A 16426-nucleotide genomic window follows, 5' to 3' on the forward strand; every position below is an offset into this window, starting at 1 on the left:
TCAGCGGCGCTCCAGCTCTTGCAGTTTCAGCCCGACCCACCACAACAACGCGATCGTGCCAAAGGGGATCAGACAGAGCAGGCACCAGTATTTGTTAATTCCGAAGAACGGCAAAATCTTCACCATCGGGATGATGGTCAGTGCAGATAGGATCAGCCACCAAATGCCACCCATTATTCGCTCTCCTGTTTCTCATCGCCGGGCAGGATGTAATTCGCACCCTCCCACGGAGACATGAAATCAAACTGACGGTATTCCTGCACCAGATTGACCGGCTCATAGACCACACGCTTTTGCGCCTCGTCATAACGGACTTCGGTATAACCGGTGGTCGGGAAATCCTTGCGCAGCGGATAGCCACGAAAGCCATAGTCGGTCAGGATTCGCCGCAGATCAGGATGGCCCGAGAAAAGGATGCCGAACATATCGAACACCTCGCGCTCGAACCAGTTGGCCGAGGGGTGAACGTCGACAATCGACGGCACCATGTCATCCTCACGGATCGACACGCGCAGCCGGATACGCTGGTTCTGGTACATCGACAAGAAGTGATAGACCACATCGAACCGCTTGGCCCGCTCGGGATAGTCAACGGCTGTGATGTCCACCAGGGTCGAGAACTTGCAACTGGCATCGCCGTTCAGAAATTCGATAAATTCCACAAGGTTCGACGGGGCCACGTCCACGTTCAACTCATCATGGGTGACATCCCAGGACAGAACGCAATCGGTCCGTTTGAGTTCCAGCTGCGCGCCGAGTTCTTTGAGTGCTTCGCTCATTGCCTCCTCCTCAGCGTACAATGGTGCCGGTGCGGCGGATTTTACGCTGCAGCTGCATCAGTCCATACAACAGCGCCTCAGCCGTCGGAGGGCATCCAGGCACGTAGATATCGACCGGCACAATGCGGTCACAGCCGCGCACAACAGAATAGGAATAATGGTAATACCCGCCGCCATTGGCGCAGGAGCCCATCGAGATCACATAGCGCGGCTCGGGCATCTGGTCATAGACCTTACGCAGCGCAGGCGCCATTTTGTTGGTAAGCGTTCCGGCCACAATCATCACATCCGACTGACGTGGGGACGCGCGTGGCGCGATACCAAACCGTTCTGCATCATAACGCGGCATCGAGGTGTGCATCATCTCAACTGCGCAACAGGCCAGCCCGAAGGTCATCCAGTGCAACGACCCGGTTCGGGCCCAGTTGATGATGTCCTCCGTCGAGGTCAGCAGAAAGCCTTTGTCCTGCAGCTCGGCATTCAGGGCCTGGGTGGCGACTTCTTTGTCGACGCCGGCGGTGTTTGCACCCGTCATCACTCCCATTCCAGGGCCCCCTTCTTCCATTCATAGGCAAAGCCGATGGTCAGAACGCCCAGGAACACCATCATGGACCAGAATCCGACATCGCTGATGTCTTTGAAAGCCACGGCCCAAGGGAACAGGAACGCAATTTCCAGATCGAAGATGATGAAAAGAATCGCGACCAGATAGAATCGGACGTCGAATTTCATCCGCGCATCGTCGAAGGCGTTGAAGCCGCATTCATAAGCGCTGACCTTTTCAGGGTCGGGATTGCGGACGGCCAGCACCACAGCGGCAAGAATCAAGACGATTCCAAGGCCCGCAGCGACGACCAGAAACACCAGGATCGGGAGGTACTCCCGCAGCAGGTCTTCCACGAATAGCTCCTTTCCTGCGCGTGCCCCGTAGGGGAGCGCCGTCAATTAGCGTGTTGACTGGACATTCTCTATCCGCGCGGGGTCAGAGGGTCAACCAAACACAACCGCATGGCACCCTAATATTCCGTTTCATTCCAGCCGAACTTCGATCCGTGAAACGCCCAAACCGACAGAACGTAAACCTAACTATTCCATACAGGTTTTCGCTTGTCGAAGAATGCGCTGATTCCCTCATGCGCCTCGTCAGTTTCCCAGCGCGCAACCAGCGCCCGGATCGTTTGGTCGATAACGGGATCGTCAACACGCGGCCCCAGACTATGGACCAAGGCCTTGGCCGAGGCCACCGCACCAGGCGCACATGACAAATAGGGTTCAACCTCGGCCTCGACAGCGTCCGCCATATCTTCTGCTGATACCGTTTTTGCCAATAGGCCCAAATCGACGGCCTCGGCCGCGTCAAACAATCGGGCCGACATAAAGACCCGCCGCGCACGTGCCGCCCCCATCCGAGCGACAACATAGGGGCCGATGGTAGCCGGGATCAGACCCAGTCGCGTCTCGGTCAGGCCCATTTTTAGGGTCTCGACACCTATTGCCACGTCGCAGACGGCGGCAAGGCCCACACCGCCACCAAAGGCGTTGCCCTGTAACGCTCCGATCAGCGGTTTGGGCATCACATTCAACGCCTGCAACATCTCGGCCAGTTTGCGTGCTTCGACAAAGCGTGTCTGAGGATCCGCTGCCATCTGGTCCTGCATCCAGCCCAGATCCCCACCGGCACAAAAGCTTTTGCCTGCTCCGGTCAGAACGACTACGCGCACAGTGCCATCGCTGCCCAACTGCACCGCCGCTTGTGTCAGTTCCCGGATCATCTGCGCGGACATCGCATTATGCTTCTCCGGGCGGTTCAGCGTCAGGGTTGCAACGCCACGTGGATCAACCGTGACCGAGATCGTTTCTAACATCGCCTACTCCGCCCTCATGGCCAGTGCCATTTGTGCCGCTTGTTCCACGATCCCCAGATCAAGTCCCGTTTCGTATCCAAGACGCTCTAGATGCGCGACCACGGCTTCGGTGGCCACGTTCCCTGCGGCGCCGGGTGCATAGGGGCAACCGCCCAGCCCCCCGACTGCTGAGTCAAATGTCCGCACGCCCAGCGCCAATGCAGCGTCGATATTGTCGATGGCCCGACCATTGGTGTCGTGGAAATGTCCCGCCAAGCGGGTAACAGGCACCGTCTCACGCACCGCCAGAAGCATATGGGCGATAGTGTCCGGTGTTCCTTGCCCGATCGTATCTCCCAGCGATACCTCATAGCAACCCAGCGCAAATAATGTGTCCGCAATCTCGGCCACCTTCTCGGGTGGGGTCGGACCATCATAGGGGCAGTCGGTCACGCAGGACACGTAACCGCGCACTGGCAGGTCAATATGGCGCGCAGCCTCTAGGATCGGTTTGAACCTCTCAATGGATTCGGCGATGGTCGCGTTGAGATTGGCCTTCGAGAACCCTTCCGAGGCAGATGCGAATACGGCAATCTCATCCGCTTTGGCAGACAAGGCGTCCTCGTACCCGCGCATATTCGGCGTCAGCGCCGCATAGCGCACCTTACCAACCCGCTGGATCCCGGCCAGAACATCGGCACTGCCAGCCATCTGGGGCACCCATTTCGGAGACACAAAACTGGCAACTTCGATCCGATTGAAGCCCGCCTTGCTCAGGCAATCGATCAGAGCGACCTTCTCGGCAACAGGAATTTCCCGCTGTTCGTTCTGCAGCCCATCACGTGGCCCTACTTCAAAAATGTCGACCCGTTCACCCATAGCTTTCGCCTCCCGTTATGCCGTGTTGTCCCGACTGTGCCACGTTGCGGCGCAGCGGGACAGATCATTCCTCCTCCAGCCGGACCAGCGCCGCGCCGGCCTCGACCTGAGCGCCCGTTTCGGCCAGCACCTCGGCGATCACGCCATCACGGGCAGCCAGCAAGGAATGTTCCATTTTCATCGCTTCCAGAATGGCCAGTCGATCACCCTCTGAAACGGCTTGCCCTACGGTGGCGAACATGGCCTTGACCAGACCGGGCATCGGCGCCTCGACCACATTGGTATCACCCAAGGCGCTTGCATCGCGATCCAGCGGATCGACATGCTCAAACACTTGCCCATAGTCATCGAATACTGTGATTGTCGCACCAGCCAGTGCCACGGGCGGCATCGGGCGGTCATCAATGTACCAGCCTCCATTGCGCCGTTGCGCCAGAACCGTTGTGTCCTTGATCTGCCAGACCTGCCGGTCAGGTCCTTCGACCTGTACGTCTAGATCAATGAGCTCGCTATCGCACTTCAACTGGACGGCCCGGTGCAGCGGCGCCCACAGGCTGAAACCCGTGTCGGGCCCGGTCTCGACCAGATCAAGCGCCGTCATGGCTGCTGCAACAATCAAGCGCGCGCGCGCATCAGAAGTTCGGACCAGCCCGTCGATATCCCGACCGATCAGCCCGGTATCGACATCGCCCGCCGCAAATCCAGGGTGCCGGGTCAGCGCGCCAAGAAACGAGAGATTCGTGACCGTCCCGGCAACCTCGGTCCGCCGCAGAACCCGGTGCAGGTTTTCCAGCGCCACTGCACGCGTCGGGCCATGCACCACGACCTTGGCAATCATCGGATCGTACCAGGGGCTGATTGTATCGCCGGACCGCGCTCCGCTATCGGCGCGGCATTCCGCAGGAAAGCGCAGATGTGTCAGCGTACCTGTTGCGGGCAGAAACCCTTTGGGCACGTCCTCGGCGTAAAGCCGGGCTTCGAACGCATGCCCGTTGATCGTCAGGTCATCCTGCGTTTTTGGCAACGCTTCACCCGAAGCGACTCGCAACTGCCATTCGACCAGATCAACGCCGGTAATCGCCTCGGTCACGGGGTGTTCCACCTGCAAGCGCGTGTTCATCTCCATGAACCAGAACCGATCCGGGCGCAGCCCGTCCGATGCATCGACGATGAACTCAACCGTGCCTGCGCCCTTGTAGCCAATCGCCTCGGCGGCGCGCACGCCAGCCTGCCCCATGGCCTCGCGCATTTCGGCTGTCATTCCAGGGGCCGGGGCCTCTTCGATCACTTTCTGGTGCCGCCGCTGCAGCGAACAATCGCGTTCGAACAAATGTACCGCTTGGGTGCCATCGCCGAACACTTGCACCTCGATATGCCGGGGCTTGGAAACGAATTTTTCGACCAGAACGGCGTCGTTGCCAAAGGCGGTTTTCGCCTCTCCCCGCGCACTGTCTAGAGCCTCAGTAAAGTCTTCGGGGTGCTCTACCAGCCGCATCCCCTTGCCGCCGCCCCCCGCAACGGCCTTGATCAGCACTGGATAGCCGATAGTCTGGGCCGCGCCCGCCAGATGATCAGGGTCTTGGTTATCGCCGTGATAACCCGGAACCACGGGCACGCCCGCCTGCTCCATCAACACTTTTGCCGCGTCTTTGAGGCCCATCTTGCGGATCGCATCCGCCGAGGGCCCGATAAAGATCAGACCCGCAGCCTCAACCGCGTCAACGAAACCGGGGTTTTCAGACAGAAACCCATAGCCGGGGTGGATCGCCTGCGCGCCTGTATCCAACGCTGCCTGAATGATCACATCACCCTTTAAATAGCTGTCCGCCGGGGCCGCTCCACCGATATGCACCGCCTCATCCGCCATTTGCACATGCTTGGCCGAGGCGTCCGCGTCCGAATACACTGCAACACAGGACACACCCATTTTCTGAGCCGTTTCCATCACCCGACAGGCAATCTCGCCCCGGTTAGCAATCAGGATTTTGTTGAACATTGATCGCCTCCTACCACCATGACCCACTCTTTTCGTCTGTCAAATGCACGCGAACAAAGTTCGGCAACGGCCATGCATCCCGATCCATGCCGCTAATCTTGCCAAGATGACCATCGCGATATGCGTGGTGATAAAGTTCGGGGTGAATAGTGATCTCGATCTCAGCCAGCGCGCCTTCGACCTTAGTCTTTGTTCTGTCAATTTCGTCCGCAAGCTTGGCTTCATCGCTTTTACCCATCAAGATGCGTGGCAAAGCGATGTCACCGAACACTTTCTTCCCTACGGATAGGGCGATTGCCAAAATTAAATTACCGACCAATCCGCCAACGATATCCACAGCCGAGTTCAATCCGAAACTCCAACTCAACCAACCACGCTTACCCTTCTCGGCTGCGAGTTCTGCACGCATCCGATCAAATTCACGCGCAAAAACCTGGCGAAATTCGCGCGCAAACCGAACGCGACTGAAATCGTCTCGCCCAGAGAATATCTTTAACGCCGGGCGAACGAAGTAGCCGCCATTCGACCGATCAACAAATTCCTCGAAATCAAAGAGAAAAAAGTAGTCCTCCGGATCGCGAGAGTTGTGCACCAGAAAAACAGAAATCTCGGCTCTTTTAGTGAGGTCCGGCACTTTGACCTCAGGCATGGTATCAAGAATTTTCTTTTTTAGATTCATCGTATCTACATCCTGAACACGCCGAAACGCGTCTCCTCAATCGGGGCATTCAGGGCGGCACTCAGCGACAAGGCCAGAACATCGCGACTTTTGCGCGGGTCGATGATGCCGTCGTCCCATAGGCGCGCCGAGGCATAGAGTGGGTGAGATTGTTCCTCGAACATATCCAATGTTGGGCGCTTGAATTCGATCTCTTCCTCAGCCGACCAACTGCCACCCTGCCGCTCGATCCCGTCTCGTTTGACGGTGGCCAGCACGCCCGCCGCCTGCTCGCCCCCCATTACAGAAATACGCGAGTTCGGCCAAGTCCACAGGAACCTGGGCTGATAGGCCCGCCCCGCCATGCCATAGTTCCCGGCCCCGAAAGAGCCGCCCACCAGCATGGTGATCTTGGGCACCGAAGTTGTGGCAACGGCTGTCACCATCTTTGCCCCGTGCCGCGCGATGCCTTCGTTTTCGTATTTGCGGCCCACCATAAAGCCGGTGATATTTTGCAGGAAGACCAGCGGGATTTTGCGTTGCGAACACAGCTCAACAAAATGCGCGCCCTTTTGGGCCGCCTCCGAGAACAGCACGCCGTTGTTGGCGATGATCCCAACGGGGCAGCCTTTGACATGGGCAAACCCGGTCACAAGCGTCTCACCAAAGCGCGGTTTGAATTCATCGAACCGAGAGCCATCGACGAGCCGCGCGATCACCTCGCGGATATCATAGGGCGTGCGCAGGTCGGCGGGAACAACGCCCAGAATTTCCTCGGGGTCATAAGCCGGGTCTTCGGGGCTGGCCCAATCCACGGTCTGCGGTTTGCGCAGATTCAGAGAACGCACCGCCTGCCGCGCCAAGGCCAGCGCGTGGGCGTCGTCCTCAGCCAGGTAATCGGCCACGCCGGACAGACGGGTATGGACGTCGCCACCGCCCAGATCCTCGGCGCTGACAACCTCCCCGGTCGCGGCCTTGACCAAAGGCGGACCTGCCAGAAAGATCGTGCCCTGATCTTTGACGATGATCGTCACATCCGACATCGCGGGCACATAGGCCCCGCCCGCCGTACACGAACCCATGACCACCGCGATCTGAGGGATACCCTTCGCGCTCATCCGGGCCTGATTATAGAAGATGCGGCCAAAGTGGTCGCGGTCGGGAAAGACCTCATCCTGGTTGGGCAGGTTCGCCCCGCCGCTGTCGACCAGATAGATACAGGGGAGTTGGCTTTCCTCGGCAATCTCCTGCGCGCGCAGGTGTTTCTTGACCGACATCGGATAATAAGTGCCGCCCTTCACGGTGGCGTCGTTGCAAACCACCATGACCTCGCGCCCCTGCACCCGGCCAATGCCCGCAATCACACCAGCGCTTGGCGCGGCATCGCCATACATCCCATGCGCCGCCGTCGCGCCGATTTCCAGAAACGGGGACCCTGGGTCCAGCAGGTTCGCAACCCGGCGCCTGGGGAGCATCTTGCCACGGGATTCATGCCGCGCGCGGGATTTTTCACCCCCGCCCAGACGGGCCGCTTCCGCAGCGGCAGAGATTTGCGCCAGCGCGTCGAGATGGGCCGCGCGGTTTGCTTTGAAACCCTCGGAGGCGGGCATGGATTTGGATGTGAGTTTCATTCCTGAACCTCTCTTTGAGCGTAAATCTGGAGTCGCTGCGCCGTACGCGCGTCTGCGAGGCGCATCGCCTCGGACAGCACACTGGTCAGTTGCGGTGGAACCGTAGGGCTTGGATCAAGGCGTATTGCCGGTTCTTTTGCGCGGGCAAATGCGAATCGGTAACTTCGGGATCGAAATGTGCCAGAGATGGTCTCGGGAAGATTCGTGATCGTTTTTTGTCGAATTTCGTCGATACTCATTTCGAGTTTAGAAAAGCACTGGTCCTGACTTTCCAGAATACCAACAGAACAAACATCGATTGCGAGCCCCGCACAAAGCGCCACATCCTGAGACGCTGCACCACGAACGTCAATCAATGTGCTTTCATCGGTCACTTTTTCCAGTGTCTCAATTAGGACCTCCGAAAAGGTTTGAAGGCATGATTTCATCAACGCATCAGCAAGGCGAAAATCTCCAGCTGCAACGAAAGACGGAAATGTTGCAAAGAAAAATGCGATGCTGACTAACATTCGACTCATTGCCTTACCTCACCCACCGCACGCGCCTTCAAATCCTTCCGGATCACCTTCCCCGTCACCGTCATCGGCAATTCTTCCAGAAACGCCACTTCGCGCGGATAGGAATACTGCGCCAGACGATCCTTGACCCAATCCTGCAACTCTCGCTCCGCAACCGTGGCTCCCGGTTTCAACACGACATAGGCCTTCACAATCTCAGTCCGCAAAGGATCAGGTTTACCGACCACACCAACTGTCGCCACCGCCGGATGGGTCAACAGGCAATCCTCGATCTCAGCAGGGCCGATGCGATACCCGGCAGAAGTGATCACATCGTCATCGCGGCCAACAAAGCGTAAGTACTCACCCTCCCACATGCCGCGATCTCCGGTGATCAGCCAATCGCCGCGGAACTTCTCGGCCGTGGCCTCAGGTCGGTTCCAGTATTCCAGCAGCATCGAGGCCGAGCCTCGGCGGATGGCCACGTCGCCCTCTTGATCTGTGGGCTGGCCATCCTGGTCGATCACTGCAACTTCATGCCCAGGAACCGGTTTACCGATGCAACCCGGGCGCACCGGAAAATCCTCAGCGCAGGAAGACACGACCATGTTGCATTCGGTCTGACCGTAGAATTCGTTGATCGTCAGGCCGAACGCCTGCTTCCCCCATTCCAACATCTCGGCACCCAGCGGCTCCCCTCCGGAAGCGACCGAGCGCAGACCGGGGATCGCCTGATCCGTGGCCTTGAGCATCCGCAATGCGGTAGGCGGAAAGAACACGTTCCGTACCCCGCCACGTGCGATCACATCCGCACAGGCCTCGGGGGTGAATTTCTCGAGCCGGGCCGCGACCACCGGAATGCCCAGCGCCAGCCCTGGCATCAGCACATCAAACAGCCCGCCAATCCAGGCCCAGTCGGCGGGCGTCCACAGGCAATCGCCATCGCGCAGATGGTTGTGGCTGATCGAGACCCCCGGCAAATGGCCGGTCAAAACCCGATGCCCATGCAGCGCGCCTTTGGGGCTGCCGGTTGTGCCGGAAGTATAGATCAGAACTGCCGGATCCTCGGGGCCGGTATCCGCAAAGGGCACCGGATCATCAGACGGAGCTATCTGATCGACCCGAACCGGTACGGCCAAATCCCCCAGCAGTGCAGCACCCTCTGCGTCTGTCAACACCTGTTGCGCCCCTGCATCCGCGACACGCGAGGCCAGCGCGTCATGTTTGAACAATTTAAACAAAGGCACCGAAATCGCACCGATCTTCCAGACCGCAAGATGCGCCGCCGCGCAGCCGGGTGACTGGCTGAGCAGTACTCCAACGCGATCCCCAGGCCGCACCCGATCGAGCAAGGCGTGTGCGATGTCATCGGCCAAGCGTCCGAGTTGTGCAAACGTGACAACCTTGCCCTCACCCCCGGTCAGGTCGATGATCGCCGTCTGCTCTGGGGGCTGTTCCAAACATTGCCGCGCCATGTTCAACCGGTCCGGCAGGTCCCAGCCCCCACCCTGATGCAAACCAGGTATGCCTTCAGCGGGACACATTGCCGAAACCCTTTGTTTTTCTAGGTCTTTTCTGAATTGAGCCGCCAAAGACGGTCACGGGAATTTGATGCAGATCAGAGTCGGCGGGCTTTGCTTCATGCAAAACCCGGTCATCAACAAATCCAAAGGCCGTAAAATGACCAAGAAACTCGCCGCTTTGACCCTTTCGACCGCGCTCATCGCGTTTGCTGCGCCCGTTTTCGCCCAAAATCAGGGCGACTGGACCGTTGGTGTCGGTGTCGGCTATCTCGACCCGAAATCCGACAATGGATCCCTCGCCGGGCTGGATGCAGATGTCGATTCCGACACACGCCCAATCTTTACTGCCGAATATTTCGTTCGGGATAATCTGGGTATCGAGCTGCTGGCCGCCACACCGTTCAGCCATGAGGTCACACTGGGTGGCAGCCTCGACGCAGGGACCGTCAAACACCTGCCGCCCACATTGTCGCTGAACTATCACTTCCCGACCAACTCGGTCTGGAAACCCTATGTCGGCGCGGGCATCAACTATACCATCTTCTTCGACGAAAAATCGGCTCTGGGTGATCTCGAACTCGACAACTCGGTCGGCCTCGCACTGCAGGCCGGTCTGGACTATATGGTCACCGAAAAAGGCGCCGTGCGTTTGAACGTACGCTGGTTCGATATCGACTCGGATGTCACACTGAACGGTGCCGATATCGGCACCGCTGAAATCGATCCTTGGCTGGTCGGCGTATCCTACGTTCACCGCTTCTGATCCTTTACACAGAACGCCCTGCCGTTACCTCGTCGGCGGGGCGTTTTTTTTGCTCAGAGCATTTCGTTCATCAGTTCCCGTCCGATCAGCATCCGGCGGATTTCGCTGGTGCCGGCGCCGATTTCCATCAGCTTGGCGTCGCGGAAAATGCGGCTGACCGGCGAATCCGACAGGAACCCCGCGCCGCCCATTGCCTGAACTGCCTGATGGGCCTGCGTCATGGCCTGTTCCGAAGCATACAGACAGCACGCTGCCGCATCTTGCCGGGTCACATCCCCGCGGTCACAGGCCTTGGCGACCTCGTAGACATAAGCCCGGGCTGAATTCATGGCCGTGTACATGTCAGCAATCTTGCCTTGCATCAGCTGAAAGCTGCCAATCGGTTTGCCGAACTGCTTGCGCTCGGCCAAATACGGCATGACTTCGTCCAGACAGGCGGCCATGATTCCGGTTCCGATCCCGGCGAGCACGACGCGTTCGTAATCCAGCCCTGACATCAGAACCGCGACACCCTTACCCTCCTCGCCCAGAACATTTTCAAAGGGCACCTCGACGTCATCGAAAATCAATTCCGCCGTGTTTGATCCGCGCATGCCCAGCTTGTCGAAATGGGGCGACGTGGAAAAGCCCGTCATCTCTTTTTCGACCAGAAAGGCGGTGATCCCTTTGGATCCAGCATCAGGATCCGTCTTGGCGTAAACGACCAGAGTATCCGCGTCCGGCCCGTTCGTGATCCAGTATTTGCTTCCGTTCAGCCGGTAGTGGTCGTTGCGCTTTTCTGCCTTCAGCTTCATCGAAACGACGTCTGATCCGGCGGACGCCTCAGACATGGCCAGCGCGCCCACATGTTCGCCGGAAATCAACCGAGGCAGATATTTCGCCTTTTGCTCTGGGCTGCCGTTCAGCTTGATCTGATTGACGCACAGGTTTGAATGCGCCCCGTATGACAATGAGATTGAGGCAGAGGCCCGGGCCACTTCTTCGACCGCGACGGTATGGGCCAGATAGGACATGGCCGCGCCACCATATTCCTCGGGCACTGTAATTCCCAGCAGGCCCAACTCACCCATCTCGCGCCAAAGTTCATTCGGAAACGCGTTCGAGGCATCGACCTTCGCGGCCATCGGCTTCACCCGCACTTGCGCCCAGCGATGCACCATTTCACGCAGTGCGTTCACATCTTCACCCAGATCGAATTGCATGGCCGCCGTGAACATCGAACTCTCCCAGTAAATGAACGATTGTTCAAATAATCTGCCATGACCATGAACCCGGGTCAAGCGCTGACCGAAAAAGGTTCACCCGCGAGCCGATCCGGAGCGTCACAAATTCACCATACTCGACGATTAGATCGCCAAAGCCGTTAAGGTTTTTGCTTCAAGGATTCTGCGAATGGCCCCAACCAATGTCATCGTAAATGGTACTTTTAATAGCGGTTCCGCAAATTGGTCTGGTACGGATATCGAAGCTGACCACACTGAGGGCGCCTATCTCGGGAATGGTTCATCGAATCGTGTGGCCGAAATGGATGGCAACGCAAGCCAAGTCACGGTGATGGAGCAAACCTTTACGCTGGATGACCCCAAATCCGGCGAGCTTAGCCTGGATTCCGCACTTAGGACGGCATCTAACTCGAATGCAGGCAGCGAAGGATTTACCGTCGAGATTCTGGACAGCAACGGCGTCGTTATCGCCTCGATGACTGTTCTGCCGACTGCGAACAGCTTTTCCACATTCACCATGCAGGTCGATTTCCCTTCCGCCGGTGACTATACCCTGCGCCTTACCGAACTTGGCCTTAATGATAGCCTTGGCGCCATTGTCGATAACATCGAGTTACTGGTATGTTTTTGTCAGGGCACCTTGATCGAGACGGAACTCGGGGAACGTCCCGTTGAAACCTTGCGTGAAGGTGATCTTGTGCTGACCCGATCCGGGCTGAAACCTGTCAGATGGATCGGACAGCGGCATCTTTCGGCAACCGATCTGGCAATCAATCCAAACCTGAATCCGGTTCGAATCGCGAAATCCGCATTGGGGGACGGTTTGCCGAAACAGGATCTATTGGTTTCCCGGCAGCACAGAATGCAAATCTCTTCGGCGGTGGCGCAGCGCATGTTCGGATCGCCGGATGTGCTGGTCGCGGCCATCAAGCTGTCGGAATTGCCGGGGATCGAGATAGAAAACAGCCTTGATCAGGTTGTGTATTACCACCTACTGTTCGACAACCATGAAATCGTTTTTGCAAATGGCGCCCCGAGCGAAAGCCTGTTGCTGACCGACACGTCGCTGGCATCCGTTACGGCGCAGGCCCGCGAAGAAATCCAAATGATCTTTCCGAATCTGCTGGAAGCCAAAAATACGGTGCCGTCTTATCCGATCCCTGAAAATCGGCTGCAAAAAAGACTGGTCGAGCGGCTGCGGAAGAACCAAAAATCCCCGCTCGAGTCACAGGTAATGTGATCAGGACTGGAACACCGCGCCGACTTCGGAGCGAATGATCCGTGCGATCAACCGGCAATCATCCAGTGAAAAGGTCAATGGCACCCGCATATCCATGATCCCGGTCAAAATGCGGTCACTCGCAGGCAGAGGCGCGCTTTCCACATATCGCCAACTGTCATAGCGCGAGGTAAACCCGGTGGGCTCTGCTCCGCCGAACCATTTCAGATCCACACCACGCGCCGCGCAGCGCTGCATCACAAGAGCAATCCGTTCGGGTGACCAGTCCAGCAGCAAGAACTGAATAGACGAGCCCACATAAGTTTCCGCCTCGGGCCGTTCGACAATGGTAAGACCCGGCGTGCCGCGCAGCCCTTTTTCGATCTCGACATAGCGCTCATTCCACCGGTCAATCTGTTGTTCCAGGTTGCGAAGTTGCGGCCTAAGGATCGCGGCCCTCAAATTGTCCATGCGCCCTGAGACATTGGGCGTGGTGTACTTGATCCGCTCGAACACCTCTGGGCCCGGCGCTGCAAGGTGGCGCTCATACAGCATGTAGGATCCTGAAAGGACCGTCGCCTTGGCAGCCAGTTCCTCGTCATCGGTAATCAACAACCCGCCTTCACCGGAATTTATGTGCTTGTAGGTCTGGCAGGAATAACACCCGATAACGCCCTGCCGTCCGGATTTTTGCCCGCGCCATGCGGCGCCCATCGTGTGCGCGCAATCTTCGATCACGGCCACACCGGCGGCATCGCAGATTTGCATCAACCGATCCATGTCGCACAGATGCCCGCGCATATGGCTGAGCATCAGCACATCTGACTGATCCAGTTTGCTTTCGAGATCATCCAGATCAATCGTCAGCGCTTCGGTCACACCGACAAATACCGGCTTGGCTCCGATCGAGGCAATCGCCCCCGGCACCGGCGCCAGGGTGAAAGCGTTGGTCAGAACCGTATCTCTGGGCTGCACCCCTATCGCGCGCAATGCTGTCGCCAGTGCATAGCCGCCCGAAGAGACCGCCAGACAGTATTTTGCGCCGGTCTGCGCGGCAAATTCCTGTTCTAACAGGGCGGTCTCGGCCAGTTCGCCGGGCGAGACGTTATATCTGTGCAGCCGGCCATGACGCAAAACGGCCAGAGCCGCCTCGATCGCCTCATCCGGGATTGGTTCCTGCTGGGTGAAATTGCCAGTAAACTTCTCAGTCATCTTTTCGCTCTTGAGGCCGCGATGGGCCGGGGTCAAGGGGTCAGGCTGCAGCTCCGACCAAATCAAAAACAAGTTTCGGCAGGTCATCAAAATGATGCAACAGCGCTTCGGGTTTCAGCGCAGCCATGTCGTCGCCAGATGGCCCGAATGTTACAAGCACCGAAGGTACACCTGCAGCACGCGCCGTATTCCGGTCGGTGTCGGAATCCCCGATCAGAACGCACAGATCCGGGTGTCCACCTGCCCGGCGGGCAGCTTCACGTAGGGGCTCCGGATCGGGTTTGCGAACCGGCAAAGTATCCGCACCGACGAGTGAGCCGAACCGGTCGCGCGCACCCATTTGGGTCAGCAGCTGATGTGCCAGAGCCTCGGGTTTATTAGTGCAGATACCAACGCCATAGCCGGCCTCTTTCAACTTTCCAACCGCGTCCAGCGCGCCTGGATAAAACCGGGTATGGGTGTCAATCGCCTCCGAGTACGCTTCTAAAAGCATCGGGTAATAAGCGTGAACAGCCTGCTCGTCATAGGCTCCGACCCGCTTCAAACCGTGGGTCAGCATCATCCGCCCACCACGCAAAGCGATGCCAGCATCCTGCCCGTGGACCAGCACATCGCCGTGCCCCATATCGCGAAAACAATGGTTTGCGGCCTCCAGCAAATCCCCGGAAGTATCCGCCAGTGTCCCGTCCAGATCAAAGATGACTGTTCTCATTACGCCTCCTGCCTCGGCGGGTTTTCGCCACGTCTTGTTGCAAACGGCAATCTAGTTTGATGGCTGAACCGCTTGCGACTTTACCCTCAGCGGATAAAACGGACTGCAACAAAACACAAAGAGAAAACGATTTCATGAGTATCGCCCTTGTCATCCTTGCTGCCGGTAAAGGCACCAGGATGAATTCGGATATCCCGAAAGTCCTGCACCCGATTGCTCAGGCGCCTATGCTGGTCCATGCCATGCGCGCTGGTGCTGTTCTGTCGCCCGAGCGGACCGTCATTGTCACCGGGCACGGGTCCGAAGCCGTTGCCAAAGCAACCCTGGCCGAGGACGAGACCGCACAAATCGCCATTCAGGCCGAACAGCTGGGCACCGCCCATGCTGTCGCACAGGCGCGCGAAGCGCTGCAGGGTTTCAACGGCGACGTGGTTGTTCTGTACGGGGACACGCCCTTTTTGCAACCCGATACGTTGGAACGTATGATCGAAGCGCGGACCAAGAACGATCTGGTTATTCTGGGTTTTAAGGCCGCAGATCCTGCACGCTATGGCCGGTTGGTCATGAACGGACAGACCCTTGAACGCATCGTCGAATACAAAGACGCCTCGGATAAAGAGCGCGATATAACACTTTGTAATTCTGGCCTTTTGGCCTGTGACGCTGAATTGCTGTTTTCGCTGATCGACAGCGTGGGAAATGACAATGCCGCCGGTGAATATTACCTGCCGGATGTCGTGGCAATCGCCCGATCCCGTGGCCTGAATGTCACCGCAGTCGCCTGTGACGAGGCACAGACGCTGGGTGTAAACTCACGCGTTGACCTGGCCGCTGCGGATGCGGTTTTTCAGGCCCGTGCCCGCGCCGAACTGCTGGATTTGGGGGTCACGCTGATGGCGCCGGAAACCGTCTATCTGGCCGCTGATACCGTCATTGGCCGCGATACGGTGATCGAACCCAACGTGGTCTTTGGCCCCGGTGTCACGGTGGAAAGCGGTGCAACGATCCGCGCGTTTTCGCATCTTGAGGGCTGCCATGTCAGCCGCGGCGCCATCGTCGGCCCCTATGCCCGCCTGCGCCCCGGCGCTGAGCTGGCAGAAAACACCCGCGTCGGAAATTTTGTTGAAATCAAGAATGCTGAGATCGCCGAAGGCGCCAAGGTCAACCATCTCAGCTATATCGGGGACGCAACGGTTGGGGCGGCGACAAATATCGGCGCGGGCACGATCACCTGCAACTATGATGGCGTGATGAAGCACCAAACGACCATCGGCCAGAACGTCTTTGTCGGATCGAACACCATGTTGGTGGCACCTGTCACCATTGGTGACGGCGCGATGACGGCCACCGGAACCGTGGTGACGCGCGATGTGGAAGCGGATGCTTTGGCCGTTGCGCGCGCCAAGCAGGACAACAAGCCCGGTTATGCGCGTAAATTGTTTGACATGTTGACGGCGAAGAAGGCTCGTCGCGACAAAGGAGCCTGACAG

The 16426-nt window shown here is 58.1% G+C and carries 17 protein-coding genes; 3 read left to right on the forward strand and 14 right to left on the reverse strand.

The features are described from left to right. From AC2FH0_RS13020 to AC2FH0_RS13070, 11 genes are all read right to left on the reverse strand, one after another. On the reverse strand, positions 1 to 174 hold the full coding sequence (locus AC2FH0_RS13020) for a hypothetical protein (protein ID WP_170433422.1): 174 nt from the start codon (positions 172 to 174) through the stop codon (positions 1 to 3). Further along, entirely contained in the window at positions 174 to 779 is a 606-nt protein-coding gene (locus tag AC2FH0_RS13025) for an NADH-quinone oxidoreductase subunit C (protein ID WP_496708804.1), read from the reverse strand. The genes AC2FH0_RS13020 and AC2FH0_RS13025 overlap by 1 nt, the downstream gene beginning before the upstream one ends. A 10-nt stretch (positions 780 to 789) precedes the next feature. Then, positions 790 to 1323 carry a NuoB/complex I 20 kDa subunit family protein gene (locus AC2FH0_RS13030; protein ID WP_037307875.1) on the reverse strand — a complete coding sequence of 178 codons (534 nt, stop codon included), beginning with the start codon at positions 1321 to 1323 and terminating at the stop codon, positions 790 to 792. Further along, positions 1314 to 1679 carry an NADH-quinone oxidoreductase subunit A gene (locus AC2FH0_RS13035; RefSeq protein ID WP_496690852.1) on the reverse strand — a complete coding sequence of 122 codons (366 nt, stop codon included), beginning with the start codon at positions 1677 to 1679 and terminating at the stop codon, positions 1314 to 1316. Before AC2FH0_RS13035 ends, AC2FH0_RS13030 begins: the two co-directional genes overlap by 10 nt. A gap of 182 nt (positions 1680 to 1861) precedes the next feature. Then, complete coding sequence (locus AC2FH0_RS13040) at positions 1862 to 2644, reverse strand: crotonase/enoyl-CoA hydratase family protein (protein WP_271950204.1); 783 nt, start codon at positions 2642 to 2644, stop codon at positions 1862 to 1864. Positions 2645 to 2647: 3 nt separating this feature from the next. Then, positions 2648 to 3502 (reverse strand): hydroxymethylglutaryl-CoA lyase, encoded by an 855-nt coding sequence (locus AC2FH0_RS13045; RefSeq protein ID WP_142634903.1) that lies wholly within the window; start codon positions 3500 to 3502, stop codon positions 2648 to 2650. A gap of 64 nt (positions 3503 to 3566) precedes the next feature. Continuing rightward, positions 3567 to 5498, reverse strand: coding sequence for an acetyl/propionyl/methylcrotonyl-CoA carboxylase subunit alpha (locus AC2FH0_RS13050; protein ID WP_496789514.1), 1932 nt, complete (start codon positions 5496 to 5498; stop codon positions 3567 to 3569). Positions 5499 to 5508: 10 nt separating this feature from the next. Next, entirely contained in the window at positions 5509 to 6177 is a 669-nt protein-coding gene (locus AC2FH0_RS13055; RefSeq protein WP_496701731.1) for a hypothetical protein, read from the reverse strand. A 5-nt stretch (positions 6178 to 6182) separates the two neighbouring features. Further along, entirely contained in the window at positions 6183 to 7787 is a 1605-nt protein-coding gene (locus AC2FH0_RS13060; RefSeq protein WP_496690856.1) for a carboxyl transferase domain-containing protein, read from the reverse strand. After that, positions 7784 to 8296, reverse strand: a complete 513-nt coding sequence (locus AC2FH0_RS13065) for a hypothetical protein (RefSeq protein WP_142634912.1) — start codon at positions 8294 to 8296, stop codon at positions 7784 to 7786. Before AC2FH0_RS13065 ends, AC2FH0_RS13060 begins: the two co-directional genes overlap by 4 nt. Before the next feature lie 5 nt (positions 8297 to 8301). Continuing rightward, positions 8302 to 9828, reverse strand: a complete 1527-nt coding sequence (locus tag AC2FH0_RS13070) for an AMP-binding protein (RefSeq protein WP_496789517.1) — start codon at positions 9826 to 9828, stop codon at positions 8302 to 8304. 136 nt (positions 9829 to 9964) lie between these two features. Between AC2FH0_RS13070 and AC2FH0_RS13075 the strand changes: the two genes are divergently transcribed. Beyond that, complete coding sequence (locus AC2FH0_RS13075) at positions 9965 to 10570, forward strand: OmpW/AlkL family protein (RefSeq protein ID WP_496789672.1); 606 nt, start codon at positions 9965 to 9967, stop codon at positions 10568 to 10570. A gap of 53 nt (positions 10571 to 10623) precedes the next feature. Here AC2FH0_RS13075 and AC2FH0_RS13080 read toward each other — a convergent pair whose 3' ends face one another. Continuing rightward, on the reverse strand, positions 10624 to 11787 hold the full coding sequence (locus tag AC2FH0_RS13080; protein WP_496789518.1) for an isovaleryl-CoA dehydrogenase: 1164 nt from the start codon (positions 11785 to 11787) through the stop codon (positions 10624 to 10626). A 175-nt stretch (positions 11788 to 11962) separates the two neighbouring features. Here AC2FH0_RS13080 and AC2FH0_RS13085 point away from each other — a divergent pair, with 175 nt between their 5' ends. After that, positions 11963 to 13033, forward strand: a complete 1071-nt coding sequence (locus AC2FH0_RS13085; RefSeq protein ID WP_496789520.1) for a Hint domain-containing protein — start codon at positions 11963 to 11965, stop codon at positions 13031 to 13033. Here AC2FH0_RS13085 and AC2FH0_RS13090 read toward each other — a convergent pair whose 3' ends face one another. After that, positions 13034 to 14224: a DegT/DnrJ/EryC1/StrS family aminotransferase gene (locus tag AC2FH0_RS13090; RefSeq protein ID WP_496789522.1), complete on the reverse strand. Its 1191-nt coding sequence runs from the start codon at positions 14222 to 14224 to the stop codon at positions 13034 to 13036. A gap of 40 nt (positions 14225 to 14264) precedes the next feature. Continuing rightward, the gene (locus AC2FH0_RS13095) at positions 14265 to 14936 is read right to left on the reverse strand and encodes an HAD-IA family hydrolase (RefSeq protein ID WP_496713055.1); all 672 of its coding nucleotides are present in this window, start codon (positions 14934 to 14936) and stop codon (positions 14265 to 14267) included. Positions 14937 to 15070: 134 nt separating this feature from the next. Here AC2FH0_RS13095 and glmU point away from each other — a divergent pair, with 134 nt between their 5' ends. Then, the gene (gene glmU / locus AC2FH0_RS13100) at positions 15071 to 16423 is read left to right on the forward strand and encodes a bifunctional UDP-N-acetylglucosamine diphosphorylase/glucosamine-1-phosphate N-acetyltransferase GlmU (RefSeq protein WP_496789524.1); all 1353 of its coding nucleotides are present in this window, start codon (positions 15071 to 15073) and stop codon (positions 16421 to 16423) included. Positions 16424 to 16426: the final 3 nt, after the last annotated feature.

The sequence above is a fragment of the Ruegeria sp. CDSC051 genome (assembly GCF_059610665.1).

Bases quoted from the DNA above. Each gene is read 5' to 3' on its own strand.
- AC2FH0_RS13030 (WP_037307875.1), bottom strand. From the start codon at position 1,323: ATGGGAGTGATGACGGGTGCAAACACCGCCGGCGTCGACAAAGAAGTC.
- AC2FH0_RS13020 (WP_170433422.1), bottom strand. From the start codon at position 174: ATGGGTGGCATTTGGTGGCTGATCCTATCTGCACTGACCATCATCCCG.
- AC2FH0_RS13080 (WP_496789518.1), bottom strand. From the start codon at position 11,787: ATGTTCACGGCGGCCATGCAATTCGATCTGGGTGAAGATGTGAACGCA.
- AC2FH0_RS13085 (WP_496789520.1), top strand. From the start codon at position 11,963: ATGGCCCCAACCAATGTCATCGTAAATGGTACTTTTAATAGCGGTTCC.
- AC2FH0_RS13045 (WP_142634903.1), bottom strand. From the start codon at position 3,502: ATGGGTGAACGGGTCGACATTTTTGAAGTAGGGCCACGTGATGGGCTG.
- AC2FH0_RS13095 (WP_496713055.1), bottom strand. From the start codon at position 14,936: ATGAGAACAGTCATCTTTGATCTGGACGGGACACTGGCGGATACTTCC.
- AC2FH0_RS13055 (WP_496701731.1), bottom strand. From the start codon at position 6,177: ATGAATCTAAAAAAGAAAATTCTTGATACCATGCCTGAGGTCAAAGTG.
- AC2FH0_RS13090 (WP_496789522.1), bottom strand. From the start codon at position 14,224: ATGACTGAGAAGTTTACTGGCAATTTCACCCAGCAGGAACCAATCCCG.
- AC2FH0_RS13040 (WP_271950204.1), bottom strand. From the start codon at position 2,644: ATGTTAGAAACGATCTCGGTCACGGTTGATCCACGTGGCGTTGCAACC.
- AC2FH0_RS13050 (WP_496789514.1), bottom strand. From the start codon at position 5,498: ATGTTCAACAAAATCCTGATTGCTAACCGGGGCGAGATTGCCTGTCGG.
- AC2FH0_RS13075 (WP_496789672.1), top strand. From the start codon at position 9,965: ATGACCAAGAAACTCGCCGCTTTGACCCTTTCGACCGCGCTCATCGCG.
- AC2FH0_RS13060 (WP_496690856.1), bottom strand. From the start codon at position 7,787: ATGAAACTCACATCCAAATCCATGCCCGCCTCCGAGGGTTTCAAAGCA.
- AC2FH0_RS13065 (WP_142634912.1), bottom strand. From the start codon at position 8,296: ATGTTAGTCAGCATCGCATTTTTCTTTGCAACATTTCCGTCTTTCGTT.
- glmU (WP_496789524.1), top strand. From the start codon at position 15,071: ATGAGTATCGCCCTTGTCATCCTTGCTGCCGGTAAAGGCACCAGGATG.
- AC2FH0_RS13025 (WP_496708804.1), bottom strand. From the start codon at position 779: ATGAGCGAAGCACTCAAAGAACTCGGCGCGCAGCTGGAACTCAAACGG.
- AC2FH0_RS13070 (WP_496789517.1), bottom strand. From the start codon at position 9,828: ATGTGTCCCGCTGAAGGCATACCTGGTTTGCATCAGGGTGGGGGCTGG.